General features: G+C 68.4%; 27 protein-coding genes. 11 read left to right on the top strand and 16 right to left on the bottom strand.

From position 1 onward, the window contains the following. Positions 1 to 35 precede the first annotated feature (35 nt). The 9 genes from ACP690_RS02735 to hisG form a co-directional block, all read right to left on the bottom strand. Entirely contained in the window at positions 36 to 1,790 is a 1,755-nt protein-coding gene (locus tag ACP690_RS02735) for a methyl-accepting chemotaxis protein (protein WP_426260063.1), read from the bottom strand. Between the two features lie 513 nt (positions 1,791 to 2,303). Beyond that, positions 2,304 to 3,734, bottom strand: a complete 1,431-nt coding sequence (locus tag ACP690_RS02730; protein WP_426260062.1) for a sensor domain-containing diguanylate cyclase — start codon at positions 3,732 to 3,734, stop codon at positions 2,304 to 2,306. A 149-nt stretch (positions 3,735 to 3,883) separates the two neighbouring features. After that, complete coding sequence (locus tag ACP690_RS02725; protein WP_426260061.1) at positions 3,884 to 5,830, bottom strand: alpha/beta hydrolase family protein; 1,947 nt, start codon at positions 5,828 to 5,830, stop codon at positions 3,884 to 3,886. Positions 5,831 to 6,072: 242 nt separating this feature from the next. After that, entirely contained in the window at positions 6,073 to 8,241 is a 2,169-nt protein-coding gene (locus tag ACP690_RS02720) for a sodium-translocating pyrophosphatase (protein ID WP_426260060.1), read from the bottom strand. Between the two features lie 610 nt (positions 8,242 to 8,851). Continuing rightward, positions 8,852 to 9,751, bottom strand: coding sequence for a thiamine-phosphate kinase (gene thiL, locus ACP690_RS02715; RefSeq protein WP_426260059.1), 900 nt, complete (start codon positions 9,749 to 9,751; stop codon positions 8,852 to 8,854). Between the two features lie 178 nt (positions 9,752 to 9,929). Then, positions 9,930 to 10,382: a transcription antitermination factor NusB gene (nusB, locus tag ACP690_RS02710; RefSeq protein ID WP_043060415.1), complete on the bottom strand. Its 453-nt coding sequence runs from the start codon at positions 10,380 to 10,382 to the stop codon at positions 9,930 to 9,932. A gap of 95 nt (positions 10,383 to 10,477) precedes the next feature. Next, positions 10,478 to 11,032: a fasciclin domain-containing protein gene (locus ACP690_RS02705; protein WP_017977815.1), complete on the bottom strand. Its 555-nt coding sequence runs from the start codon at positions 11,030 to 11,032 to the stop codon at positions 10,478 to 10,480. Positions 11,033 to 11,436: 404 nt separating this feature from the next. Further along, positions 11,437 to 12,732 (bottom strand): histidinol dehydrogenase, encoded by a 1,296-nt coding sequence (gene hisD / locus ACP690_RS02700; RefSeq protein ID WP_426260058.1) that lies wholly within the window; start codon positions 12,730 to 12,732, stop codon positions 11,437 to 11,439. Further along, the gene (gene hisG, locus ACP690_RS02695) at positions 12,729 to 13,388 is read right to left on the bottom strand and encodes an ATP phosphoribosyltransferase (protein ID WP_426260057.1); all 660 of its coding nucleotides are present in this window, start codon (positions 13,386 to 13,388) and stop codon (positions 12,729 to 12,731) included. The genes hisD and hisG overlap by 4 nt, the downstream gene beginning before the upstream one ends. A 61-nt stretch (positions 13,389 to 13,449) precedes the next feature. On the opposite strand from hisG, the gene ACP690_RS02690 reads away from it, so the two are divergent. Then, the gene (locus ACP690_RS02690) at positions 13,450 to 14,562 is read left to right on the top strand and encodes a DUF2332 domain-containing protein (protein WP_426260056.1); all 1,113 of its coding nucleotides are present in this window, start codon (positions 13,450 to 13,452) and stop codon (positions 14,560 to 14,562) included. Between the two features lie 121 nt (positions 14,563 to 14,683). On the opposite strand, the gene ACP690_RS02685 is transcribed toward ACP690_RS02690, so the two are convergent. Together ACP690_RS02685 and ACP690_RS02680 are read right to left on the bottom strand one after the other, a co-directional pair. Beyond that, positions 14,684 to 15,166: an RcnB family protein gene (locus ACP690_RS02685; RefSeq protein ID WP_426260055.1), complete on the bottom strand. Its 483-nt coding sequence runs from the start codon at positions 15,164 to 15,166 to the stop codon at positions 14,684 to 14,686. 274 nt (positions 15,167 to 15,440) lie between these two features. Continuing rightward, positions 15,441 to 16,325, bottom strand: coding sequence for an alpha/beta fold hydrolase (locus ACP690_RS02680; protein WP_426260054.1), 885 nt, complete (start codon positions 16,323 to 16,325; stop codon positions 15,441 to 15,443). A gap of 161 nt (positions 16,326 to 16,486) precedes the next feature. Between ACP690_RS02680 and ACP690_RS02675 the strand changes: the two genes are divergently transcribed. The 10 genes from ACP690_RS02675 to ACP690_RS02630 all read left to right on the top strand — a co-directional run bounded on the left by ACP690_RS02675 (position 16,487) and on the right by ACP690_RS02630 (position 22,838). Further along, positions 16,487 to 16,681 carry a hypothetical protein gene (locus tag ACP690_RS02675; protein WP_192929965.1) on the top strand — a complete coding sequence of 65 codons (195 nt, stop codon included), beginning with the start codon at positions 16,487 to 16,489 and terminating at the stop codon, positions 16,679 to 16,681. Between the two features lie 96 nt (positions 16,682 to 16,777). Further along, positions 16,778 to 17,107 (top strand): hypothetical protein, encoded by a 330-nt coding sequence (locus ACP690_RS02670; protein WP_426260053.1) that lies wholly within the window; start codon positions 16,778 to 16,780, stop codon positions 17,105 to 17,107. A gap of 34 nt (positions 17,108 to 17,141) precedes the next feature. Continuing rightward, positions 17,142 to 17,573: a CsbD family protein gene (locus ACP690_RS02665; RefSeq protein ID WP_017977824.1), complete on the top strand. Its 432-nt coding sequence runs from the start codon at positions 17,142 to 17,144 to the stop codon at positions 17,571 to 17,573. A 10-nt stretch (positions 17,574 to 17,583) separates the two neighbouring features. Further along, positions 17,584 to 19,095, top strand: coding sequence for a PAS domain S-box protein (locus ACP690_RS02660; protein WP_426260052.1), 1,512 nt, complete (start codon positions 17,584 to 17,586; stop codon positions 19,093 to 19,095). After that, a complete protein-coding gene (locus ACP690_RS02655) occupies positions 19,092 to 19,259 on the top strand; it encodes a hypothetical protein (protein ID WP_167509756.1) in 168 nt (55 codons plus the stop codon). Before ACP690_RS02660 ends, ACP690_RS02655 begins: the two co-directional genes overlap by 4 nt. A 33-nt stretch (positions 19,260 to 19,292) precedes the next feature. Then, complete coding sequence (locus ACP690_RS02650; protein ID WP_017977827.1) at positions 19,293 to 20,174, top strand: hypothetical protein; 882 nt, start codon at positions 19,293 to 19,295, stop codon at positions 20,172 to 20,174. Positions 20,175 to 20,244: 70 nt separating this feature from the next. Next, complete coding sequence (locus ACP690_RS02645; RefSeq protein ID WP_018250489.1) at positions 20,245 to 20,388, top strand: entericidin A/B family lipoprotein; 144 nt, start codon at positions 20,245 to 20,247, stop codon at positions 20,386 to 20,388. Between the two features lie 335 nt (positions 20,389 to 20,723). Next, a complete protein-coding gene (locus tag ACP690_RS02640) occupies positions 20,724 to 20,888 on the top strand; it encodes a hypothetical protein (RefSeq protein WP_167509757.1) in 165 nt (54 codons plus the stop codon). A 193-nt stretch (positions 20,889 to 21,081) separates the two neighbouring features. Continuing rightward, on the top strand, positions 21,082 to 22,515 hold the full coding sequence (locus tag ACP690_RS02635) for an HWE histidine kinase domain-containing protein (RefSeq protein ID WP_426260051.1): 1,434 nt from the start codon (positions 21,082 to 21,084) through the stop codon (positions 22,513 to 22,515). Positions 22,516 to 22,532: 17 nt separating this feature from the next. After that, positions 22,533 to 22,838, top strand: coding sequence for a hypothetical protein (locus ACP690_RS02630; RefSeq protein ID WP_426260050.1), 306 nt, complete (start codon positions 22,533 to 22,535; stop codon positions 22,836 to 22,838). Positions 22,839 to 23,204: 366 nt separating this feature from the next. Here the strand turns inward: ACP690_RS02630 and ACP690_RS02625 are convergent, their stop codons facing one another. From ACP690_RS02625 to ACP690_RS02605, 5 genes are all read right to left on the bottom strand, one after another. Then, positions 23,205 to 23,393: a ComEA family DNA-binding protein gene (locus ACP690_RS02625; RefSeq protein WP_017977832.1), complete on the bottom strand. Its 189-nt coding sequence runs from the start codon at positions 23,391 to 23,393 to the stop codon at positions 23,205 to 23,207. Continuing rightward, a complete protein-coding gene (locus ACP690_RS02620; protein WP_017977833.1) occupies positions 23,390 to 23,884 on the bottom strand; it encodes a nucleoside deaminase in 495 nt (164 codons plus the stop codon). The genes ACP690_RS02625 and ACP690_RS02620 overlap by 4 nt, the downstream gene beginning before the upstream one ends. A 50-nt stretch (positions 23,885 to 23,934) precedes the next feature. After that, positions 23,935 to 24,834, bottom strand: coding sequence for a pirin family protein (locus ACP690_RS02615; RefSeq protein ID WP_063687919.1), 900 nt, complete (start codon positions 24,832 to 24,834; stop codon positions 23,935 to 23,937). Next, the gene (locus ACP690_RS02610) at positions 24,827 to 25,285 is read right to left on the bottom strand and encodes an NUDIX hydrolase (RefSeq protein WP_116462496.1); all 459 of its coding nucleotides are present in this window, start codon (positions 25,283 to 25,285) and stop codon (positions 24,827 to 24,829) included. Before ACP690_RS02610 ends, ACP690_RS02615 begins: the two co-directional genes overlap by 8 nt. A 155-nt stretch (positions 25,286 to 25,440) precedes the next feature. After that, positions 25,441 to 26,166, bottom strand: a complete 726-nt coding sequence (locus tag ACP690_RS02605; protein WP_017977836.1) for a glutathione S-transferase family protein — start codon at positions 26,164 to 26,166, stop codon at positions 25,441 to 25,443. Between the last annotated feature and the right edge of the window lie 5 nt (positions 26,167 to 26,171).

Raw genomic sequence — 26,171 nt, 5'->3', positions numbered from 1 at the left:
CGGTGGATGATCACCGGCAGCGGAGGGGCGCCGCGTCAGGCAGCGCGGTGGAAGTGGGCGTCCTCGGCATCGGCTTTGCCCAAGGTCAGCGCGAGGCCCTTCGTACGGACGGCGCCGGGCTTTCGGGCCTTGGAAGCCGCGGCGGCGCGGACGGGCGTGCGGGGCGCCGGTGTCGCGTCGTCGTCGAGCTTGAAATAGGCGATGCTGCCTTCGAGTTCCTCGGCGCGACCGGCCATTTCCTGCGACGTTGCCGATATCTCCTCGGCCGCCGCCGCATTCTGCTGCATCACCTGATCGAGCTGTTGCAGCGCCTGATTGACCTGCGCAGCGCCGATATCCTGTTCGCGGCAGGCGGCGCTGATCTCGTTCACCAACTCGGTGGTGCGGCGGATGTCGGGGACGAGCTTTGCCAGCATGTCGCCTGCCTGCGCGGCGGCGGCCATCGTTTCGGTGGACATGCCGCCGATCTCGCCCGCGGCGACCTGGCTGCGTTCGGCAAGCTTGCGGACCTCTGCGGCGACCACTGCGAAGCCGCGGCCGTGTTCGCCGGCGCGCGCGGCCTCGACCGCGGCGTTGAGCGCGAGCAGATCGGTCTGGCGCGCGATTTCCTGCACGATGGCGATGCGATCGACGATGGAGCGGATCGCCTCGACCGCCTGGGCGACGGCGGTGCCGCTCGCCTCGGCCGCCTGCGACGACTGGTGCGCCATCTTCTGCGTCTGCGCCGCATTGTCGGCGTTCTGTTTGATGTTCGCCGCCATCTCTTCCATCGAGGCCGATGCCTCTTCGGTCGCGGCGGCCTGTTCGGTCGCGCCCTGGCTGACCTGATCCGAGGACGACGACAGTTGCTGGCTGGCCGAGGCGACGTTCTGCGCCGCGCCGATGGCATCGCCGATCACGCTGCGCAGCCGATCGACCATCGCACCGATCGCGCTGCCGAAGGCGCTGCTGAGCCCGCCGTAGTCGCGTTCCAGCCGGGCCGACAGATTGCCCTGCGAGAGTTCGCCAACGACGCGCGAGAAGTCGCCGAACGCCGCCTCGACACCGGCGACGCTGCCTTCCATCCGGCCGATCTCGTCATGACGATCGGTGGCGATCGGATCGGCGAGCATGCCGAGCTTGGCGGTCACGCGTTCCAGCGGCCGGGCGATGGCGCGCGTCATCAGCAGGCCCATGCCGATCGACAGGACCACGCCTAGGATCATACTGCCGAGGATCGTCTGGGTGATCGTGGAAAAGGCCGCCGCCTGCGATGCGGAGCGCGTGGCGAGCAGGGATCGTTCCGTGCCGATCACGCTGCCGACGCGGGTGCGCAGCTCGTCCATCAGCGCCTTGCCGGTGCCGTCGAGCATGCTGGCACGCGCCGCAGCCTGCGTCGCCGGCGCGCCCATCAGCGCGATGTTGCGTTCGGCGACCTCGCTGCGCCAGCGCCGGGCGAGGGCCTCCACCTGCGCCAGCCGGGTCTGCTGCTGCGGGTTGTCCGAGGTCAGCCCGCGCGCTTCGTCGATGGCCTTGTCGAAGTCGGCGCTGCCCTGCGTATATGGCGCGAGGAAGGCGCGATCGGCGGTCAGCAGGTAGCCGCGGAAGCCGGTTTCCTGGTTCACCATCGCTTCGACCAGCTTGTTCGACGCGGCGATGACCTTGTACGTATGTTCGTTGATCGCCGTCGTTTCGCGGACTTGGTTCTGTTTCGTATAGATAACGAAATTGGCCAGCAAGGTGAGGGCAAGAATCAAGCCGAGACAGAGTATCAGTTTTCGCGGCATGGACAGGTTGTCGAAGAAACGCATGGGGGTGCATCCGTTGATGATCGTCGCGCATCACGACGGAAGATGGACAGGAATGGCTCATGTCTGCGGCGGGCCGACGATCTATCCTGTGACGGCCGGGAATCGACCTTCACGGATATTTGCCGTCATCGTTACCGCCACGACATGTCGATAACGGTCCAATCGTTAACGCCGCTTTGCAGCGCGTCGGAAAACGGCCCGCAGGCGACGATTTTCGCGTGCGGCGGAAAAATAGCGGTGCGTTGTGAAACCAATGGCCGGCTCGGGAATTTTGGGCGCCCTGCATCGATCTGTCTGATGTAATCGCGGGCTTACCGAATCATTGCGTCCGGCGGGCCGGGGGCCGGGCGAATCGGTGGTCGATTCGGGCGCATCGGACGCGTCGCGGCGTCGTCCCCGGCGCGGCGCTTCAGCCCGAATTACAGTTTGCCAGCAATGCGTCCATCGCGGTGAGGCATTGCAGCCGGTCCTGGCGGCGGGTAATCGGCGACGGACCCGGCAGGCCCGCCCCGCTCACCCCGCCGAGCGGAAGCCGTTACGCCCGCCGGCCTTCGCCCGGTACAGCGCATCGTCGGCGCGGGCGATGACGTCGCGCAGGCGATCGGGGGGCGTGATGCCGGCGATGCCGCAGCTGATGCTGAGCAGGACGTGCGTCGCGGCGTCGGCGGCGATCGGCTGCTGGCGCAATGCGGCCTGGATGCGCGCGCAGATCGCCTCGCCCGTGTCGTGATCGCCGACCTGCAGGATCATCACGAACTCGTCGCCGCCCAGTCGACCGATCAGATCGTCGGGGCGGGTGTTGGCGCGCAGCGTCGCGGCGAGGTGGCGCAGCACGTGATCGCCGAAGGGATGGCCCCAGGAATCGTTGATGCCCTTGAAATGATCGATGTCGATCGCGACGCAGCACAAGGGCGAGTCGGCGCGATCGAGCAGTGCGCCGGCGCGGCGTTCGAAGCCGCGGCGGTTGAGCAGCCCGGTGAGCGTGTCGGTGATCGCCTCGGCATGCGCTTCGGCGGCCTGTTCCTCCAGCTTGCGCGACAGGCGGGTGCGCGCGGCGATCTCCGCCGCGACGGGCAGGCAGGTGATCAGCATGATGGCGAGGAAGGACTGAAACAAATGCGCCTGGAGCACCGGGTCGCCGGTCGTCATCACGACCGGACCATGGCCCGACGCGGTGGCGCACGCGCCGATCACCGCAATGGCCATGACCGCCATCTTGGTGCCGAGCGGCCCGACGCGGAAGGTGACGAGCATGACCGGCGCGTACAGCAGGAACAGCGCGGGCAGCACCGCCACGTAGAAGACGAGATAGGCAGTGGCGACGACCAACCCGAGATAGGCGAGCGATTCCAGCCGCTGCATCGGCGACTTGCTGCGGATACAGTCGGTCAGCTGGCCGCCGAGGATGGCCATGAACACCGGCGTGAAGACGAGCAGGCCGAGGCCGTCGCTGAGGAACCACGTCTTGAACGAGGCGACGAACGCCTGGTCGTAGACGAGGGTCGCGGTGGCGGCGCCCGCCGCGCCGCTGAGCGCGGGCGCGATCAGGCCGGCGGCAAGGATGAAGCGTAGCAGCGCGCCGGTGGAGCGGAGCAGGTCGATCGACCCCGAGCCGCGGCGGATGAGGATGGTGGCGACCACCACCTCCAGCCCGTTCGAGATCGCATACAGCAGCGGGCCGGCGATGCTGCCCCGCGTCAGCCAGTTGGCGGCGACATTGCCGACGAGGCCGGCGCTGAGCACCGTCCACCAGCGCGGGCGCCGATCGAGCAGCAGCAGCGCGACGAGGACGGCATTGGCGGGCCATACCGTCGCGATCGTGCGGCCGTCGCTGGTGAGGTGGATGGTCGAGGCGGCGAACAGGAAATAGAGCGATGCCGCGACCAGCCAGATGGTGCGGGATGGCGTCCCCGATGGGCGCGCGGTGCGGACTGTCTCTCCCATCCACCCAAATTGATCGAGATCAGTCAAAACGGGGTTAATATTTGCCGCGTCGCGCGAGCGAAGCCGTGGGAAGACGACGACAAATCACCCGCCGCGGGTTAATCGACCCTCGTCATACGCGGGGCGATGGCCGGGTGCGGCAATCCCCCTCACGCCGGATTATACTTCGCCAGGAACGCGCCCATTGCGGTGAGGAATTCCAGCCGGTCCTGGCTGCGGGTGAAATGGTGATCGCCCAGCGGCTGCTCGATATATTGATAGGGCTTGCCGGCGGATTTCAGCGCATCGGCCATCTGGCGGGATTGTTTGACCGGCACGCGCTTGTCGGCCTTGCCGTGCAGCAGCAGGACGGGGATCGTTACCTGATCGGCGCCGAAGCGGGGGGAGACGGCGTGCAGGTCGGTCGCGCGCTTGGTCCAGTAGCGGCCCAGCGTCTTGCCGTTGAGGAATTGCGCATCGTATTTCTTGATGCCGGCAAGGTCCGATACGCCGGCATAGGAGATGGCGCAGCGATAGAGCGCGCCGTCGCGCTGGGCGGCGCGGAGCGCGGCATAGCCGCCATACGACGCGCCGGCGATGCAGACGCGCTTGGGATCAGCGATGCCCTCCTTCGCCAGGAAGGTGATCGCATCGTTGAGATCGTCCTGCATCTTGAGGCCCCATTCGCCCTCGCCCGCCTTGACGAAGGCGGTGCCATAGCCGGACGAGCCGCGGTAATTGGGCTGGATGACGGCATAGCCCTGTTCGGCGAGATATTGGACCCACCAGTCCCAGCCTTCGCTGTCGCGCGCGATCGGGCCGCCGTGGGGCAGGACGACCAGCGGCAGGTTCTTCGCGTTCGGGCGATGGCGGGGGAGCGTCAGGATCGCCTCGATCTTCGTGCCGTCGCGTGCGGTGTAATGGACGGTCTTGACCGGCGACAGGCTGCGCCCGGCGAGCGTGTCGTTCTGAAACGCGTAGCGCTGCATGCGGTCGCTGCCGAGATCCCAGTAATAGAGCGCGCCGGCCTGCGACGGGCTGCCGACCTCGACCAGCATCTGCGAACCGCTGGCGCTGCGCGAGACGATGCGCGCGCGGCGATTGCCGACCGCGGCGTCGGCGGCGGCCTGGATCCGCTTCAGAGCGGGATCGAGCCAGACGATATGGTCGAACGTGTCGGTGACGCTGATCCCCAGCACGTCGTTGCCGTCGCGGTTTTCGACGACGCCGTCGATGTCGTAGCCGGGATGGTCGTACACCTTCTTGCCCAGCGTCAGATCGGGCAGCGAGACTTCGTACAGCGCGTCGCGGCCGCCGCTGTCGCTGGTCGCAAGCGCGGTGCCGTCGGCGCGGAAGGTGGTGGGGACGATGAAGCTCTGCTCCTTGCGCGAATCGCTGCGTGCGATGGTGCGGAAGGATTCGGCGTTGGAGCCGCGATACAGCAGTGCGCCGCGGCCGGTGTCGTCGATGTAGCGGATGCCCATGCGCAGCGTGCCGGCGCCGTCGGCATACCAGTCCCATACGTCGGGCTGGCTGGCGGCGACGCGACGGACCTTGCCGGTCGAGACGTCGGCGTCCCACACGGACGGATAGATATCCGCCATCGTGTCGATCCCGGTCGAGCGGGCGAACAGGATGCGCGGGCTGCCGTTCTTGGCCGACCAGAGCAGGTCGTCGGCGCGGATGCCCGAATTGCTCCAGTCGATCCGGTTGAGCGTCTTCAGATCGGCGCTGAGGCCGACCATGCGGGTGATGTAGATGTCCTCCCCGCCGAGGTGCGACTGGCTGCCGATGCCGGCGACGAGCCACTTATCGCCGACCCAGCGCCACCAGTTGATGTCCATATTCTCGCCGACCTTCAACGCGGCGGGCTTGCCGTCGAACAGCGGCATGACGACGAGGCTCTGGACGCCGTCGATCGCCATCTTCGCGGCGATGCGCGTGCCGTCGGGCGACAGGCGGGGGGATTCGAACCTGGGCAGCTGGGCGAAAACCGCGGCGGGGATGGGGGCGTCTGCGGCGGGGGGTGCGGCGGGCGTCGTGGCGGGCGGCGTCTGCGCGATGGCGGTGGTGGCGAACAGAGCGGTGGCGAGCGACAGCGCGCAGGTACGAAGCATGGAAATCCCCCCGGCGGCCTTCCCCAAGGCCAGTGACGGGAGACTAACGCAGGTTAGTGCGGCGTCAATTGGTGGCAAGTCAGGGCGGACGTCACGGGAGAAGTGGAAGGTCAATCATGCCCCCGGCATGATCTGAACGATGCGGGGCATCGTTCACCGTCCACTCCCCGTGACGTCGGACGGATCGGGCGGGAGGCGCTCCCGCCCGTCCGCCGGCCGGTCGCGCTTGCTGAGGCTCTGCCTCAGCCTCCGCTGCCGGCCAGGGCTGCCAGCAGGAGCAGCGCGACGATATTCGTGATCTTGATCATCGGGTTGACCGCGGGGCCGGCGGTGTCCTTGTACGGATCGCCGACGGTGTCGCCCGTGACGGCGGCCTTGTGGGCTTCGGAGCCTTTGCCGCCGTAATTGCCGTCTTCGATATACTTTTTGGCATTGTCCCACGCGCCGCCGCCGCTGGTCATCGACAAGGCGACGAACAGGCCGGAGACGATGACGCCGAGCAGCATCGCGCCCAGCGACGCGAAGCCCTGGGCCTGGCCGGCGACGGTGCGGATGATGAAGTAGAGCGCGACCGGTGAGAGGACCGGGAGCAGGCTGGGCACGATCATTTCCTTGATCGCGGCGCGGGTGACGAGGTCGACGGTGCGGCCGTAGTTCGGGCGGCTGGTGCCTTCCATGATGCCGGGATTGTCGCGGAACTGGCCGCGGACTTCCTCCACCACGGCGCCGGCCGCGCGGCCGACCGCGGTCATGCCGAACGCGCCGAACAGATAAGGCAATAGCGCGCCGAGCAGCAGCCCGACGATGACGTAGGGGTTGGACAGGCTGAAATCTACGCTGACGTCGGGGAAGTAGGTGGCGAGGTCAGTGGTGTAGGCGCCGAACAGGACGAGCGCGGCGAGACCGGCGGAGCCGATCGCATAGCCCTTGGTCACCGCCTTGGTGGTGTTGCCCACCGCGTCCAGCGCGTCGGTGCGGGTGCGGACGTCGTCGGGCAGTCCCGCCATCTCGGCGATGCCGCCGGCGTTGTCGGTGACGGGGCCGTAGGCGTCGAGGGCCACGACCATGCCGGCGAGCGCGAGCATCGCGGTGGCGGCGAAGGCGATGCCGATGATGCCGGCGAGCTGGTAGGTGGCGATGACCGCGATGACGATGACGATCGTCGGCAGCGCGGTCGCCTCCAGGCTGATCGCGAGGCCTTGGATGACATTGGTGCCGTGGCCGGTCTGGCTGGCGGCGGCGATCGATTTCACCGGGCGATAGTTGGTGCCGGTGTAATATTCGGTGATCCAGACGATCAGGCCGGTGACGGCGAGGCCGATGACCATGCACCAGAACAGGTCCATCCCCGTGAACGCCTGCGCGGTCGCGGCGGCGGCGCGGGGGGCGTCGAAGCCGGTGGTGAGGTCGTCGGACACCGCGTCGAGGAAGCCGGCGCTGCCGATCGTGCGGTTGAGGTCGCCGAGGACGTAGCGCGCGACGAGGTAGATGGCGGGGATGGAGAGCAGCGCGCTGGTCCAGAAGCCCTTGTAGAGCGCGCCCATGATGCTGCCCTTGCCGAGGCGGACCATGTAGGTGCCGATGATCGAGGTGACGATGCAAACGCCGCCGACAATGAGCGGGAGGCTCATCAGGCGCATCAACTCGGCGGCGTCGGCGCGGATGAGCAGGGCGATCGAGATCATCGTGACGCCGAGCGTGACGACATAGGTTTCGAACAGATCGGCGGCCATGCCCGCGCAGTCGCCGACGTTGTCACCCACGTTGTCGGCGATGACCGCGGGATTGCGGGGATCGTCCTCCGGAATGCCGGCTTCGACCTTGCCGACGAGATCGGCGCCGACGTCCGCCGCCTTGGTGAAGATGCCGCCGCCGAGGCGCGCGAAGATCGAGATGAGCGACGCGCCGAACGCGAGCGCGGTCAGCGCCTCGACAATGACGCGGTCATTGGGGGCGTGGCCAGCGGGGCCGGTGAGATACCAGAAGAAGGTGCTGATCGCGAGCAGGCCGAGCCCCGCGACGAGCATGCCGGTGACCGCGCCCGAGCGGAACGCCATGGTAAGCCCGCCCTGCAGCGAGGTGCGTGCGGCTTCGGCGGTGCGGACGTTGGCGCGGACCGAGATGTTCATGCCGACATAGCCCGCGACGCCCGACAGCACCGCGCCGACGACGAAGCCGATGGTGGAGACCGCGTTGAGCGTGAGAAACAGGATCGCGGCGACAATGACGCCAACGATCGCGATGGTGGTGTACTGGCGGCCGAGATAGGCCTTGGCGCCTTCTTGGATGGCGGCGGCGATGTCCTGCATCCGGGCGTCGCCCGGAGAGGCGCGGAGCACCTGTTGGCTGGTGACGAAGCCATAGACCACGGCGATGACGCCGCAGAGGATGGCGAGGGCGACCGTGGTCATTCGCGCAAATCCTTCTCCTGTTGACGTCGCCGGCCGATGTCCCCCGGTCTGGCGCGCTGCGGGTGAGGCTATGGCGCGGACGGGGGGAGTGCAAGCGGTTGTGGGTTGCGGTGGGTTGTGTGTGTGGGGGGCGGGTGCCACTTGCGCTTGCGCGCCGTCACCCCGGACTTGGTCCGGGGTCCACTTCGCGGCGAGGGGGGAGGCTGGAGGCTCTTGCCGTTCCCTTGCGGCCCGGTGGACCCCGGACCAAGTCCGGGGTGACGGGGTGGGTGGGGTTGGCGTTTCGAGCCTCGCGGGGCGGGGTGCTCCTTTTCGTCATTCCCGCGCAGGCGGGAATCCAGACGCGCGCGTCTCGCTTGAGCCGGAAGGTTAGAGGTTATGGATTCCCGCCTGCGCGGGAATGACGGTGTGGGTGTGGGTGTGGGTGTCGCTCCCGCTTGCGTTTCGTCACCCCGGACTTGGTCCGGGGTCCACTGCGCGGCGAGGGGGAGGCTGGAGCCTCTTGCCGTTCCCTTGCGGCCCGGTGGACCCCGGAACGAGTCCGGGGTGACGGGATGGGTGGGGTTGGCGTTTCGAGCCTCGCGGGGCGGGAATGACGGGGTGGGTGGGGTTAGTGTTGGAAACCCAGGCGAGCAGGGAGCGGGATTGGCTCTCCGCCGTCGAACAGGTGTAGGCCTTCGCCTCGGGCGAAGCGGCCGATGCGGGTGGCGTCCACGGGGGGCACGACGTTGGCGGGCATGGCGAAGAGGAGTTCATAGTCGTCCCCGGCGCTGGCGGCCGTCAGGCGGGCTGCGCGGTCTTCGCCGGCGTGGGTGCGATAGGCTTGCGACAGGGGAATGGCGGCGAGGTCGAGGATCACGGCGAGGTTGCTCGCCGCGCCCATGCGCGTGGCGTCGATGAGCAGGCCGTCGCTGACGTCCATCATCGCATGCGCGAGGCGCGCGAGGATGCGGCCTTCCGCGAGGCGCGGCGTCGGGCGGCGGTAGCGGGCCGCGAGGGCGGCGGGGCCGGGCTGGCCTTGCGCGATGGCGAGGCCGGCGCCGGCGTCGCCGATCGTGCCCGTCACCCAGAGCGCGTCATTCTCGCCGGCGCCGCCGCGTGGGGGGGCGGGTGTGTCGCAGCCGAAGGCGGTGACGGTGAGAACACGCGGCGCGCCGGGCGGCAGGCGGACGGTGTCACCGCCGAGGATCTGCGCGTCGCACGCGGTCAGTACCGCAGCGAGGCCTTCGAGGAAGGCGCGATCCCACGCGTCGTCGGTGAGGGGGTAGTTCAGGAGGATGCCGTCGGGCTTGCCGCCCTTGCCCGCAATGTCGGACAGGTTGGTCGCGACGAGCTTCCACGCGACGTCCTGGGGGGTGTCGGTGGGGAGGAAGTGGACGCCCTCGACCAAGGTGTCGGTGGTGACGACGAGGGGCGCGCGCGTCAGGCGGGCACTGTCGTCGCGCAGCCTGCGCGCGGCGGGGTGGAGCGGGAGGGCGCGCAGGGCGGCGAGGAAGTCGGCTTCGGTCATGGGTGGGAGAAAGAGCCTGCATCGGTCCTCCCCCGCAAGGGGGAGGGGGACCGTTCGGCGTCAGCCGAAGGGTGGAGGGGGAGGGCGGCGGTGCCGCGCGATGATCGGGCTTGCCGTGTCCTCCCCCTCCGTCACCGCTGCGCGGTGCCACCTCCCCCTGGCGGGGGAGGACTTTGGGTTAGCGGACGTCCTTGGCGATGGCGTCGAGCAGGCCGTTGACGAAGCCCGATTCGCGGCGTTCGTAAAAGGCGTGGGCGACGTCGACATATTCGCTGATCGTCGCGCCGACCGGCACGTCCTTGCGTGCCATCAGTTCGTAGGTGCCGGCGCGCAGCAGCGCCTTCATCGGCTTGTCGAGGCGAGCGAGCGTCCAGCCGCTGGCGAGCTTCTTTTCGATCGCGAGGTCGATCTCGCCCGCGCGCGCGGTGGTGCCCTTTACCAGATCGTCGAAGAAATCGACGTCGGCCTCGGCATATTCCGCATCCTCGATCGTCGCGCCGAGGCGGTGGTTGTGGAATTCGTGGAGCAATGCGGGCACCGGCGTGCCCTCCATCTCATGCTGGTAGAGCGCCTGAACGGCGGCGAGACGGGCGGCGGCGCGCGCCTGGGTACGGTTGGTGGTACGGGACATCGTGCGGGCATGTAGTGGCGTGCGGGGCGTCCGTCACCCCTTGGTGTGCGGGCGGATGTGGGGCCGACCCGGCATGGGCCGGCCCCGCCAATCCTTTACGGCATCAACACGGTGTCGATGACGTGGACGACGCCGTTCGACTGCATCACGTCCTTGGTGCTGACGTGGCTCATGCCGCCCTTGGCGTCGGTGAGCGTGAGGCGGCCGCCCATCATCGTCGCGGTCAGCGGTTCGCCCTGCACGGTGGTGAGCGTCGCCTTGCCACCGCCGGCCTTGATCGCGGCGGCGATCTGCTTCGACGTCATCGTGCCGGCGACGACGTGATAGGTGAGGATGTTGGTCAGCTGCGCCTTGTTCTCGGGCTTCACCAGCGTGTCGACGGTGCCGGCGGGCAGCTTCTTGAACGCGGCGTCGGTCGGCGCGAAGACGGTGAAGGGGCCGGGGCCCGACAGCGTGTCGACGAGGCCGGCGGCCTTCACCGCGGCCACCAGCGTGGTCAGGTTGTTGGCGGTCGAGGCGTTTTCGACGATCGTCTTGGTCGGGTACATCGCGGCGCCGCCGACCATCGGGTTCTTGGCGGCGGACATCGCCGGACCGGCGGCGAGCAGGGCGACGGCGGCGATCGCGCCGCGGAACTGGAAGCGGGTCATCTGAGGCATCCTTTGTCTGGTCACCCTGGGGCGGGTGCGGCGGAGATACGTCCGTGGCGGCACAAAGATGCGTTGTTTCAGCAACTTAAATTTAAGCCGCTGAAATTGATGTATATTAATTTTTGTTGCTGGGCGTGGCTGATGCCGTCGTAGGGCTTAATCGTTTGAGCTCGCGATCAAATTCGCAGACGATGCCGGATGCTGCCTCCTGGCGGGGAGGAATTGATTTAATGCGAATGTCGATTGGGCTTAGCCGGACAGGAGGTAGCCGACGGTCAGGGTGCCGACCGTCAACATCAGCACTCCGATGACCGCGGCGCACCAAGCTGCTCTCCGCCCGAAGCGATCGTCGATCCACTCGACGGCGTCGTTGACCACATCGGTGAGCAGGGCGTCCCCCCGCTCTACCGGTTAAGCCGCAACCGCAGGGCCACGGACCGCGCATGGGCGGGGAGGCCTTCGGCATGGGCGAGGGCGACGGTCGCGGGGCCGAGCTTGGCGAGTGCGGCTTCGTCGAGTCCGAGGAAGCTGGTGCGCTTCATGAAGTCGAGGACCGACAGGCCGCTGGCGAAGCGGGCGCGGCGGCCGGTGGGGAGGACGTGGTTGGGGCCGGCGACATAATCGCCGATCGCTTCGGGCGTGTGGCGGCCGAGGAAGACGCTGCCGGCGTGGCGCACCTTATCGAACAGCGCCTGCGGGTTATCGACGGCGAGCTGGAGGTGTTCGGGGGCGAGGCGGTTGACAAGCGGGCAGGCGGCCTCCAGCGACTCGACGACGATGATCGCGCCGTTGGCGTCCCATGCGGCGCGCGCGACCGCGGCGGTGGGAAGGATGGCCAGTTCCTCGTCCACCGCCCGCGCGACCGCCTGCGCATAGTCGGCGTCGTCGGTGAACAGGATCGACTGCGTCGTGGTGTCGTGCTCGGCCTGGCTCAACAGGTCGGCGGCGGTCCATTGCGGATCGTTCTTGGCGTCGGCGACGACGACGATCTCGCTGGGGCCGGCGACCATGTCGATGCCGACGACGCCATAGACCTGGCGCTTGGCCTCCGCGACCCAGGCGTTGCCGGGGCCGGTGACGACATCGACCGGCGCGATGCGGCCTGCGCCATAAGCGAGCGCGGCGATCGCCTGCGCGCCGCCGATGCGCCATACTTCATCGACGCCGGCCAGGTGCGCGGCGGCGAGGACGAGCGGGTTGATCTCGCCATCGGGGGTGGGGGTGACCATCACCAGCCGCTCGACGCCGGCGACCTTGGCGGGGATGGCGTTCATCAGCAGCGACGAAGGGTAAGCCGCGCGGCCGCCGGGGACGTAGATGCCCGCGGCATCGACGCCGCGCCAGCGCGCGCCGAGCCGGACGCCGGCCTCATCGACATAATCGGTGTCGGTCGGCTTCTGGCGTTCGTGATAGGCGCGGATGCGGGTCGCGGCGAGGTCGAGCGCGTCGCGCAGCTGCGGGTCGAGCGCGTCATAGGCGGCGGCGCAGGTGGCGGGTTCGATGCGCCAGCCGGTTTCGCTGAGGTCGTGGCGGTCGAGCTTTTGCGTGAAGGCGCGGATCGCTGCTTCGCCATCGTCGCGGACGGCGCGGATGATCGTCGCGACGTCGCGTGCGACGTCGGCGGCGGCTTCGCGGCGACCGTCGACCAAAAAGGTGAAGGCGTCGGCGAAACCGGCGTCGCGGGTGTCGAGGTGGATCATCGAGCGGACTCCGCCACGGCGCGACGGAATGCCTCGACCAGCGGCACGACTTCGGCGCGGGTCTTCATCGCGGCGCGGTTAACGATCAGGCGGCTGGTGACTTCGGCGATCACCTCCACTTCGACGAGGCCGTTTTCCTTGAGCGTGCGGCCCGAGGAGACGAGGTCGACGATGCGCGGGGCGAGACCCAGGGTCGGCGCCAATTCCATCGCGCCGTTCAGCTTGACGCATTCGGCCTGCACACCGCGATTGGCGAAATGGGCAGCGGTGATGTGCGGATATTTGGTCGCGACGCGCACATGGCTCCAGCCGCGCGGATCGTCGGTCGCGGCCATGGCGGCGGGTTCGGCGACCGAGATGCGGCAATGGCCGATGCCGAGATCGACGGGGGCGTAGAGTTCGGAATAGTCGAATTCGGCCAGCACGTCCGACCCTACGATGCCGAGCTGCGCGGCGCCGTGCGCGACGAAGGTCGCGACGTCGAAGGCGCGGACGCGGATCAGCTCGATATGCGGCACATCGGTGGCGAAGCGCAGCGCGCGGCTGTTTTCGTCGCCGAACGCGGCTTCGGGATGGATACCGGCGCGGGCGAGCAGGGGAAGGGCCTCGGAGAGGATGCGCCCCTTGGGCACGGCGATGACTAAAGGTGTCGGCACGCGCGGGGCTTTACTGGCGGTGGGGAGCAGGCGCAACACGGCGCCGGCAGGAGGCGAGTCGATGGCGAGTGAGGCAGAGAATCTCAAGTCGTTCGAGGTGCAGGCGGGCTATTGCAAGGCGATGGACGCGCCGGTGACGACGCGGCTCGTCGAGGCGCTGCCCGTGGCGCTGGATCGGTCGACGGCGACGGGGCGGACGGTGCTCGACTGGCCGGGCGAGCCGGTGGCAGATGCGCTGGTGCTGCGCCTCGTCGGCGGGCTGCATGCGCTGCATCGCGCGGGCGCGGACGCCGATCTGTCACGGGTGTTCGCGGGCGAGACGACCGATCCGGCGACGATTGCCGACGTGTTGCGGGCGACGCTGGCGCGGCACGATGCGGCGATCCGGCCGTGGCTCGACGGGCCGCCGCAGACCAATGAGGCGGGGCGGTCGGCGGGGCTGATGACCGGGCTGCTGCATATCGCCGCGCGCTACGGCCCGCACGTCGAGCTGCTCGAGATCGGGTCGAGCGCGGGATTGAACCTGATGATCGGGCATTATGGTTTCGACCTGGGCGGCACGCGGGTGGGGCCGGCGGAGGCGGCGTTGATGCTCACGCCCGACTGGCGCGGGCCGCCGCCGCCGGCGGTGCCGATCGCGGTGGAGCGGGTAAGGGGCGTCGATATTGCGCCGGTCGATCTGTCCGATGAACGCCAGGCGCGGCGGTTGCAGGCCTATGTGTGGGTGGAGGCGACCGATCGGCAGGAACGGCTGGCACGGGCGATCGATCTGGTGCGCGCGCATGGCGTTGATTTGGTGCAGGGCGATGCGGCGGACTGGGTGGAGGCGCGGCTCGCCGAACCGCAGGAGGCGGGCGTCACGCGCGTGCTGATGCATTCGGTGGTGTGGCAATATCTGCCGCCCGCGACACGCGCGCGGATCGGCGACGCGATGGCGGCAGCGGGCGCGCGTGCCACGGCGGAGCGGCCGCTCGGCTGGGTGATGATGGAGCCCAATCGCGATCTGCACCGGCATGAAGTGCGCGTGCGCGGCTGGCCGGGGAGCACGCCGATGGAGCTGGTGGCGCTGACCCATGCGCATGGCGCCTGGGTCGAAGGGCTGTCGCCGCCTTATGAGACACGCGACTATGTGATGCGGCGCGGGGCGTATGAGGCGGATACCGGGACGGCGTGAGCCGCCCCGGTGCTTGCTGCACCGTCACCCCGGACCTGATCCGGGGTCCCGCTTTTGGCTGACCAAGAGGAAGCGGGATCCCGGCTCAAGGCCGGGATGACGGAGAGAGGGTTATGCCCGCTTAGTAGAAGAAGCGGTTATAGACCTGGAGGACGCGGCCCGAGCGGGTGTCGACCAGCACGACGTCGTTGCCGTAGCGGACCCAGCGCTGATAGCCGTAGCCCGGGCGCGGCAGGCGATAGGTCGCGTAGTCGTTGATCCAATATTGGCGGCCGTAATAGCTCGGCGCGAAGCGATAGCCGGTGGTCACCGGGCGATAGCGATAGCCGCGCGGGCCGGCGTAAGTGCCGCGGCGATAGACGTCGCCGTGCGTGCGGCGATAGTCGCGCCAATCCTCGCGCAGCTCCTGGCGATTCTCGCGCACTTCGCGGCGCGCATCGCGGATGTCGCGGCGGTCGCCGTAGCGGCGCGCTTCGGCGAGATCGCGCTGGCTCTGACGCAGCTCGCGTTCGCTCTGGCGGACTTCGCGGGCGCTCTGCGCATTGGCAACGCCGGCGGGCAGGATGGTGGCGGCGGCGAGGGCCGCGATCATGATCTTACGCATGTGTTTCACTCCTCGGTTCGCGTACCGCCCGCTTTGGTTGGGGCGTAACGCAGAACGGTCTTGTGACCGCGCGTCGCTTAACGCGTGAGGAATGCATTGGTCATCTTGGGGAAAGGTAACTGTCCTTTATTTCGGTTTCGCATCAACGCATTGCTGCCCCATCCACCCCGTTCGTGCTGAGCCTGTCGAAGCACGGGTGCCACGGGAGATGGCGGTGTGTGTGGCGACCCGCCCTTCGACAGGCTCAGGGCGAACGGGGGTGGGTGTGGGGGCGTCAGATATTCCAGCGCCGCATCGCCGCGACCACCGCCTCTGGCTTTTCCCAGGGCACGAAATGGCCGGCGTCGATCTTCTCGATCGTGAGCTGCGGGACATAGGGCGGCAGGCCATCGACCAGCACGGGCAGCAGCGCCGAATCGCGCATGCCCCAGATGACCAGAGTATCCTGCGTCACCGGCGGGAAGGGGGCGTCGAAGAAGGCGGGGCGGGGCGGGGCTTCGTCCATCGCGGGGACGATCACCTTAGACGCGCGATACCAGTTGAGCATCGCGGTCATCGCGCCCGGCTGCGACCATTCGTCCAGATAGGCGGCCTTGTCCGCGCCGGCGATGGCGTGCGTCACGTGATGGGCGAAGGTGGAGCCGAGAAATTTTTCGAGGCCCGCGCCGACGAGGCCCTGGTCGATGCCCGTGTCGCGGAAGCGGGTGATGTACTGGCTGGCCTTGCGCTGCTCGGGCTCGTCGAACAGCGCGCGCTGGAAGAGCAGGGGATGCGGCGCGTTGACGATGACGAGGCGCGCGACGCGATCGGGCCGGGTCAGCGCCGCCATCCACGCGATCGCGCCGCCCCAGTCGTGGCCGACCAAAGTGAAGCGATCGATGCCGAGATGGTCGGCGAGCGCGATCAGATCGGCGAGGATATGCTCGGCGGCATAGGCCTCCACCCCCTGCGGCTTGGAGGAGCGGGCGAAGCCGCGCTGGTCGGGCGCGACGACATAATGGTCGCGGGCGAGATCGGGGATCACGCCGCGCCATGTGCGGTGCGATTCGGGAAAGCCGTGCAGCAGGATGACCGGCGGATGTGTGGGATCGCCGGCGATCGCGACGTCGAGCTCCACGCCGGTGGGCAGCGCGATACGGGTCAGCGGCATGTCGGTCATCACTCTCTCCTGTCGCAAGCCCTGTGCGGGTCGTCGTGCAGCGAGCCTAGCGGCCTTTGGTCATGCCGTCATGCCCGTGCGCAATGGCATACCGATCTACCATGTCATGGGTGCATCCTGGCCGATAGGCACGGTGGAACAGCACGTTAGCGTGCCGCCCCATGACCGATACGCCTTCAGAGACACCCGTTTTCCGGTCCGGCCCCGAGGAGCTGGCCTATTTGCGGCGCCGGGCGGAGGAGCATCGGCAAGGTGCTGAAAAAGCAGCGGATATGGGATCGCGCGCGATCCATCTGCGGCTGGAACAGCTGTATCGCGAGCAAGTCGGGCTGCTGGAAATAGTGCTTCCTGACTAGGTATTTGCGCAAAGATACCAGGAACGGACCAGCCTAACATGGGTTGATGCGCCCGAACCGGCCCTGCTGTGGGGCCGGCAAGGGCAAGGATCGGCCATGGGTCACACCCGGACGATAGCGACGGTGTTTTGCGGTGCGGTGGCGTTGGCCGCCTGTGCTGCACCCGCGACGCGAATTTCGACCGGGCTGCAGCGTTATGGGCTGGACGAAGGCCGCGCCGATTGCGTCGGCGGTCGGCTGCAAAGCGACCTGACGCTCGGCCAGCTGCAGCAGCTGGGCCGTGCCGCTGCCGCCTACAAGCAGAATGATCCCAATCCGGGCGTGCTGACGATGGGCGACCTGATCCGCGTCGCAGGCGAGCTGAAGGACCCGAAGATCGCTCTGTCGGTCGGCAAGGCCGCGGCGGGCTGCGGCGTCCTGCCCTGATCCTGCACTTTCCTATCCGCAAAGGAGATATTCCATGAACAAGGACGAATTCCACGGCGGCGTGCGCTATGCGACCGGCAAGGTCGAAAAGGCGGTCGGCGATACGGTGAACAGCCGCGACTGGCAGGTCGATGGCGTCGTCGATCAGGTCGCCGGCGGTGCCCAGCATACCTATGGTCGCGCCAAGTCGATCATCGGCGAGGCGGTGGACAGCGCACCCGAGTTGCTCGACGAAGCGCGCGACCGGCTGAAGGACGCGGGCGAGCGGATCGCCGACGTGGCGGGCGACACCGCCGCGCGCGCCAAGGATGCCGCGGGCAAGCACGGCAAGGTCGCTGCGGATGCCGCGCGCGAACATGGCAAGGCGGCGGCGAAGACCGTGCAGGACACGCCGGCTCTGTGGGCGGTGGCCGCGCTGGTGGGCGGCTATGCGCTCGGCTGGCTGATCCACGGGCGTCGCGCCTGAGGGGCACGCGATGACGGCCGCCCTGCTCAAATCCCTGCGTGATACCGTCGATCTGCGCCATCTGCGCCAGATCATCGTCGGTCTCGACGAGGGGGTGATCCTGATCGATCCCGACCAGAGCCTGCTCTGGGCGAACGACGCCGCGCTGGCGATGCACGGCGTCGGATCGGTCGGAGAGCTGGGCGCGACCGTCGACGAATATCGATCCCGCTTCCAGCTGCGCTATCGCAACAATCACCGGCTGGAAGCGGACGATTACCCGATCGAACGCGTCGTCGCGGGCGACAGCTTTTCCGAAGTGGTCGTCGAGGTAACTGTGGCGGGCGAGGATGCCCCGCGCTGGGTGCATCAGGTGCGCAGCCTGGTGCTCAACGACGCGGACGATGGCGAGCCGGCGTGCCTGGTGCTGATCATCCAGGACGTGTCGGCGCGCTACGAGGCGGAGGATCGCTTCGAACAGTCGTTCAACGCCAATCCGGCGCCGGCGGTGATCTGCCGATTGAGCGACCTGCGCTTCGTCAAGGTCAACCAGGGGTTCCTGGAGATGACCGGGCATCAGCGCGACCAGGTGCTGTGCAAGACGGTGTACGACATCGACGTGCTGCGCGAGGCGGAACGCCGCGATCTGGCCAAGGAACGGCTCGCCGAAGGGCGGACGATCCCGCAGATGGAGGCGGAGCTGGAGCTGCCGGGCGGCGGCACCAAGCTGGTGATCGTCGCCGGGCAACCGATCGACATGGGCGACCAGCCGTGCATGCTGTTCACCTTCGCCGACCTCGAACCGCGCCGGAAGGCGGAGGGCGCGCTGCGCCACAGCGAGGAGCGGTTCACCCGCACCTTCCAGATGGCGCCGGTGCCGATGGCGATCGGCGCGCGCGACGGACATCTGCTGTGCGAGGTGAATGCCAGCTTCACGCAGATGACCGGCTATGCCTCGACCGAGATCATCGGCCGCCCGCTGGGCGAGGTGGAATTGTGGGAACATTCCACGATGCGCGAAGAGATCGAGGCGCTGATCGAGGACGGCCATGCGCTGCGCGGCCATGAGGCGCGCATCCATGCCAAGGACGGCGCAGGGATCGACTGTCTGGTGTCGACCGAGGCGATCCGGCTGGGCGACGACGCCTGCGTGCTGTGGGCGTTCCAGGACATCACGCAGCGCAAGGCGACCGAGCTGGAGCTGGTCGAGGCGATCGAGGCGGTGATGAAGGACACCAGCTGGTTCAGCCGGTCGATCATGGACAAGCTCGCCCGGCTGCGCGCGCCCGAGCGGCAGGCGGACGGGCCGGGCCTGGACGATCTGACGCGGCGCGAACGCGACGTGCTGGCGCTGATCTGCCGCGGCTATGACGACAAGCGGATCGCGCGGGCGCTCGACGTATCGGGCAACACGGTGCGCAACCATGTCGCGCGCATCTACGCCAAGATCGGCGTCAACCGGCGCATCGCCGCAGTCGCCTGGGCCCGCGCGCGCGGCTTCGACGGCGAAGGCGTCGTCATCGAAACGGAGGCGGCGGCATGAGCAAGACCCCGAAAGCCGATGCCGCCAAGCGCGCGACCAAGGGGTCCGTGCAGGAAGCGATCGGCAAGTTGATCGGCGACGATGCGGCGCGCGAGCGTGGTCGTGCCGAGAAGGACGCGGGCACCGCTGCGGCGACCCGCCGGACCAAGGAATCCCGGGACTGATCCCGGACACGCATTTTTCCAACAGGAGTGATTATGGCTACCCATGCTTATACCGGCCCGGTGCCGGGCGATGACCTGCGCACGGCGAAGACGCCGACCCGATTGTCCTGGGGCGCGGTGTTCGCCGGCGTCGTCATCGCCGTGGCGGTGCAGCTGGTGCTGGGCATCCTGGGCGCGGGCATCGGCCTGACCATGGTCGATCCGGTCGAGGGCACGACGCCGGGCGCTGCGGGCTTCGGCATCGGCGCGGGCATCTTCTGGCTGATCACCACCGTCATCGCGCTGGGCGCGGGCGGCTATGCCGCGGCCCGCGTCGCGGGCGTGCATGACCGGTTCGACGCGCTGGTCCACGGCCTGGTCGTGTGGGGCGTTACGCTGATCCTGACGCTGTACCTGCTGACCTCGGTCGTCGGCGGCATCATCGGCGGCGCGTTCCGCACGGTGGGTGCGGTCGCCGGCGCGGCGGGCAGCACGGTGGGCGCGGCGGCACCGGCCGCAGCCTCGGTCGCGGGCATCGACAAGCAGGACGTGCGCAGCGAGGCTGCGGCCTATCTGTCGGACGCGCCGAACGATCCCGCGCAGATGACGCCCGAGCAGGCGCAGACTGCGATCGCCAAGGAACTGCCGGCGATGGCCCGTGGCGGCGCCGACGGTCAGCAGGCGGAAGCCCGCGTCGTCGACATCGTCGCCGCGCAGCGCAAGATCAGCCGCGAACAGGCGCAGGCCCAGGTGACGCGCGCCAAGCAGCAGTTCGTCCAGGCCAAGGACAAGACGGTCGAAACCGCGAAGGTCGCGACCGACAAGGCGGCGGGCGCTGCCGCCGGCACCTCGTTCATGCTCGTGCTCGCGCTGCTGATCGGCGCTGGCGCGGCCGGTTTCGGTGCAACTGCGGCGACCCGCCGCAAGCTGCGCTGAGTGTGCGCGGCGGGCCGGCGTATTCGGGCCCGCCGCATCCTTTTACCGACTGTCTGGAAAGGACACGATGATGACCACCAAGACCATCGGCGCCGCGCTGGCGCTCGCCACCGTGCTGTCGCTGTCGGCGTGCAACACGGTCAACGGCGCGGGCAAGGACCTGAAGTCGGCCGGCTCCGCCATCTCCGACGCCTCGGGCGAAAAGAAGAAGTGACGCCGGGCGGGGCGGGCCGAAGGGTCCGCCCCGCTTCGCATCACGGGCCCGTCATGGCATGGGAACCGCCGAGCGGATCGCGCGTTGTAGGTCAAACGGGCGGGTCTCATCCGATTGCGCCCGCATCGTTTGACCTGCCGGACCTGCCCTGACCAACAGTCTCCCCATCGCAAGGCCCCTTGCACGGCCTGAGCAGCGCCATCCGAACCGGATGCGCGAATGCGGGTCCTTCGTTTTCTTAAGCCATTGCGATGGTCTGTGCCGCCGGGCGCGCCGGCGCTGTCGCGTGGCGTATCGACCATCTCGATCGACCATGCAGAAAGGGGCCTGACGCCATGGAAAGCTATTATCGGGAGCAGGCGGCGTCCTGCGCGCGCGAGGCCGCAGCGACCCAGCTGTCGCAGGTGCGCGATCGCTATCGCCGGTCGGAAGAGGCATGGCTGGCGATGGCGGATCGCATCGCCCGGACCGCCGCGTTCAAGGCAACCAACGGCGCATAACGAGCCCGCCATTAAATCGCGGCGGATCAACGACATGATGGTTCGCCGCCGATGCCTTTTGACGCCAATCCGATTGCATCCGTAACGGTAGCGTCTCTTGTCCGGGCATCCGCTTTAGCCTAAGACTGTTCCTGCTTTGGACCGACAGCCGCTGCCCCCCGTTCCGCACACGCCATTCGTCGCGCCGCCCGCCGTGCGCGCGGCGATTGACGCGTTCCTGCGCGGGCTCGACCCCAGCGACCCGTTCCTGGCGGTGGTCCAGCATTCGATCACCGCGATCGTGGTCAGCGATCCCACGCTGCCCGACAATCCGCTCATCTATGTGAACGACGCGTTTACCGCGCTGACGGGCTTTGAGGCGGCCGAAGTGCTGGGCCGCAACTGTCGGTTCATGCAGGGGCCGCTGACCGATTCTGCGGATGTCGAGCGGCTGCGCACCGCGATCCGACGGCGCGAGCGGATCGAAGTCGACCTGCTCAACCACCGGCGCAACGGCACGCCCTTTTGGAACCGGCTGATGGTGGCGCCGGTGTTCGATGCCGCGGGCGAGCTGCGTTATTTCGTCGCATCGCAGCTGGACGTGACGATCGAACGGCACCGGCTGCAGCAATTGCAGCAGGATCGCGACTCGCTGAATGCCGAATTGGAAAAGCGCGAGGCGTTGCTCGCCGAGCGCGAGGCACGGCTGGCGATGGCGCTCAATGCGGGTGGCCTCGGCACCTGGACGCTGGCGCTGCCGAGCAACATGCTGACCGCATCGGCGTCCTGCTTGGACAATTTCGGGTTTCCGCCGGGGGCGCACTTCGGCGAGCAGGACCTGGCCGAAAGCCTGCACCCGGACGATGCCGCGCGCGTGCTCGCCGCGATCAGGGATACGATCGTCAACGACGCCCCCTATGACATCGAATATCGCATCCTGACGCCGGCGGGCGAGCAGCGCTGGATCCATGCGCGCGGTGCGGTGCAGCGGCGCGCCGATGGGACGCCGCTGGAAATGTCGGGCTTCACCAGCAACATCACCGCGCGCAAATTCGCCGAGGAGCATCGCGCGGTGCTGGCGCGCGAGCTGACGCACCGGGTGAAGAACACGCTGGCGACCGTCGGGGCGGTGGTCAGCCAAACGTTGCGTGACGCGCCCTCGCTCGGCGAGGCACGGGCGGCGGTGGCGGGACGGATCGCGAGCCTGGGCGCGGCGCACGAGCTGCTGGTGCGCGACGAGGTGGAGGGTGCGGCGATCGGCGAGATCGTCGAGCGCGTGCTGGCGCCGTTCCTCGACAGCAACGGCCGGCGCTTCACGATCGAGGGGCCGGACATCCGCCTGAGCCCCGAGATCACGCTGGCGCTGTCGATGGCGCTGCACGAACTGGCGACCAACGCGATCAAATATGGCGCGCTGTCGGTGCCCGAGGGGCAGGTCGCGATCCGCTGGGCGCTGGTCGGCGCGGTCGGCGCGCGGCGCTTCGCGTTCAGCTGGGACGAACAGGGCGGCCCGCCGGTGACCGCGCCGATGCACACCGGCTTCGGCACGCGCATGATCCAGCGCGTCTTCGCCCAGCATGTCGAGGGGGAGGCCGGCATCACCTATGCGCCCGAGGGCGTGCGCTTCGCGATCGAGGCCCCGGTCTGAGTGGGACGGCCCCGCCGGTGACGCCGGACCTGCGCTATATCGTGGTGCGCGGACGGCTGTGGCGACGCGCCAACCCTGCGCTGGCGGAGGACGAGCGGCAACGGCTGGTAGCGCAGCTGATGGCGGCGCGGCGGGCGGTGGCCGCGGCGAAACGGGCGGGTGACGCGGATGCGGAGACGCAGGCGCATGCCGCGGTGGATGCGGCGAAGGTGGCGCTCGGCGAGCGCGGACCGGTGTGGTGGGATGACGGCGCGCCGGACCTCAACCGGCATATGGCGCGCAACACGCCGTATGCGGCGTGGTTTGCGGGGTTGGGGGCGTAGGGCGTTTTTTGGCTCGCGGGTGTCGGTTGGCTGGCGGGTGTTGGTTGGCGTGCCCTTTAAGCCTGACCGTCATCCCCGCGGAGGCGGGGATCCATAACCGCTATCGAATGCGATGGAGCCGCGACGGTAGCGCGTCTGGATTCCCGCCTTCGCGGGAATGACGGAGGGGGGCGGGGGTTTGTGTGTTGGCCGACGGGGTTGCTTGGGGGCAGCGTGACGGGCGCTTTGGTTGGCGCGCCCTCCATTCGTCATCCCGGCGCATGTCGGAATCCATGGACGCGTGCGTGTCTGAGGTCGCACGCCCACGCTGAGGACGTCGCCCCCCATGGATCCCGGCGTGCGCCGGGATGACGGAGGGGGTGTCCTTTACTCCAGCGTCAGCGTGTCGTCGTCGGGGTCGACCTTGCCGGCGAGGCCCGGCACTTCGTCCAATTGGCGAAGCGCGGTGAAGCCGCCGCGGTCTTCGCGGTAGCGGACGATTTCGAAGCCGTGGCCGGCGAGTGCGGGAACGGCGTCGAGCTCGTCCGCGGTGGCGGTGTTGACGTTGACGCTCACAGGTTCGCCTGCTCCTCTTTCGGCAGATCGGCATCGGGGCCATAGTACAGTTCGGCGCATTCGTCGGCGAGGCAGCCGCCTTCGATCTCGATATCGTCGCGATAGGCGTCGGCGATGAAGGCGAGCGTGTCGACGTGGCGCGCTTCGAAATACATCGGATGGACGTCGTCGCGGCCGGCGCCGAAGACGACGCGGCCGACCTTCGACCAGATCGACGCCATCGTACACATGCCGCAGGGTTGCAGCGTCGAATAGAGCGTCGCGCCGCGCAGTTCGAGTTCGCCGATCCCTTCGCAGGCGCGGCGGATCGCCATCATTTCGGCATGCGCGGTCGCGTCGGGCAGCTCGTGCGTCTGGTTGCGTTCGGCGGCGAGCACCTTGCCGTCGCGCACGATCACGCAGCCGAGCGGCGAGGTCGACGGATCGGACCCCTTCGATCGCGCGACGTCGATCGCCATCCGCATCCAATATTCGTCGTCACCTGCGCACATATTCGCCCCGCTTTCGAAGGGCCTAACGCACGGACGCGCCGAAAGACGCCTCAGGGATAGCTGACCGTGTTGGGCACCTGGGGGATCGGAATCCATTCCTTGTCGTCGCCGGGGACGAGCGGAAATTCGCCGGCGGTCCAGGCGCGGCGCGCCTCCTCGATCCGTTCGCGGCGCGACGAGACGAAGTTCCACCAGACGTGGCGCGGGGTCGTGAAGGCGTCGCCGCCCGCCAGCATCGCCCGGCCGCCGGTCTCCGAACGCAGCGTCGCGGCGATGCCGGGGCGCAGGACGTAGAGTTTCATCGGTTCCAGCGGCACGCCCTCCAGCGTCGCCTCACCGAAGGCGAGATAGATGGCGCGCTCGTCCGCCGCGGCGTCGATGGGGACGGCGGCACCGGGATCGAGCAGGATGTCGGCGTAGATCGTGCCGGCATAGGTGGTGGTCGGCGCACGCTGGCCCCACAATTCGCCCATGATGATGCGCGCGCGGGCGCCGTTCGCCTCCAGCGTGGGCAGCGCATCGCGCGCGACATGTTCGAAATCGGGCGCCATTTCCTCCTGGGCGTCGGGCAAGGCGAGCCAGGTCTGGATGCCGGACAGCACCGGACCGTGCGCGCGTTCGTCGCCGGGGGAGCGTTCCGAATGGACGATGCCATGGCCGGCGGTCATCAGGTTCACCGCGCCGGGTTCGATCCGCAGCTGCGTGCCGAGCGAATCGCGATGTTCGATCGCGCCGTCGAACAGATAGGTGACGGTCGCGAGGTTGATGTGCGGGTGCGGGCGCACGTCGATGCCGCCGCCCGCGGCAAGCTGTGCCGGGCCCATCTGGTCGAAGAACAGGAACGGCCCCACCATCGTGCGGGCGCGGCCTGGCAGCGTGCGGTGGACCTTGAACCCGCCCAGGTCGTGGGTGACGGGTGTGATTGTCTGGAGGACGAAATCGTCAAGCACGGGCAGGCTCCGTTTCGCGAAGAAGCTGTTCGAGATCAGCAGGGTAGATGACTTCCGGCCAATCGGCGAGTTCGGACAATGCGAACCAGCGCGATCCCGCCAGCACGCGCTGTTCGAGCGCGGTCAGCGCGCCGGCCTGCACGTCGTGGCGATCGATATCGACGCGGAAATAGCGTTCGTCGGCGATCACCTCGACGCCTTCGAAGGTCAGGAATTCGCAGGTGCGCTGCGCGACCTCCGGCCCGCAGTCGATGTCCAGCCCCACCTCTTCCCACAGTTCGCGGCGGGCCGCCTGCGGGTAGGTTTCGCCGGGATCGACCGCGCCGCCGGGCGTGCACCACAGGGGCGGGCGGTCGCCGGGGGTGAAGCGCATCAGCAGCACGCGGCCGGCGCCATCGACCAGCAGGATGCGGGCGGCGGGGCGGGGGACGCGGGTCACGGGCGACGACATCGGGCTTCCTTCCTCTCCCCGTTCGGTGTCAGCCGGCCGACGGCTGTAGGCCTTGGGCGCCAGCCTTGCGGGGCACGGCTGGAGGCCAGCGGGCTGGGGCGTGTCTTACCGGTCCGGCGCGATCGCGACAGCCCGCAATCCGGAAACGCTGCGGTTCAGTGCAGGCGCGATCCGCAGTCGAGTTCGGGATAGTGGCGGAAGATCCCCTCGGTCGTGAAAGGCAGGCGCCGATCGCTTTTCAGATAGGCGCGGATGCCGGGCAGGTCCGCCACCGCATCACGCAGGCGGAGCAATGCAGGATAGCGCGATTCCAGAGCCGCCATCCGCTGCGGGAACATGTAGCGCAGCCCCTCGACCAGCTGGAACAGCGAGGTGTCGGCATAGGTCCAGCGATGGTCGACCAGCCATTCGGTCGGACCATGCCGGGCCGCGGCCTCGAAATGGTCGAGATATTTGGGCAGGCGTTCCCGGCGGAACTGGTCGGCGGCGCGCGCGGCCTCGTCCTTCTGATCGTCGTAATAGGCCATCATGGCGACGGGATGATGGACGCTGTGAACCTCCGCGATGCAATCGGCGATGGTCAATTGCAGCTGGTTGATCCACTGCCGGTCGGCAAGGTTCGACGGCGCCAGATCGTGCTGCTGGCCGAGGAATTGCAGGATGTTGGCGACCTGCGCCACCGCGTGATTGTCGAGCGCGAGATAGGGCGGGGCAAACGGGCCGCGGCCGGCCTTCGCCCGCGTTTCCATATCGGCCATCATCGCCTCGACACCCTCCAGCCGGGCGCAGTCGAGATAGTCGATGCCGGCCGCCTCCAGCGCCAGGCGCACGAACTCGCCGCGCCCCTGGATCGTCGGCCAATACCACAAGCGATAGGGCATCAGGC

The sequence above is a fragment of the Sphingomonas sp. DC4900 genome (assembly GCF_049896485.1).
In the GTDB taxonomy this organism is placed as follows: Bacteria; Pseudomonadota; Alphaproteobacteria; order Sphingomonadales; family Sphingomonadaceae; genus Sphingomonas; species Sphingomonas aquatilis.
Note: the sequence above shows the minus strand (reverse complement) of the source record. Positions and strands in the feature narration are given on the sequence as shown.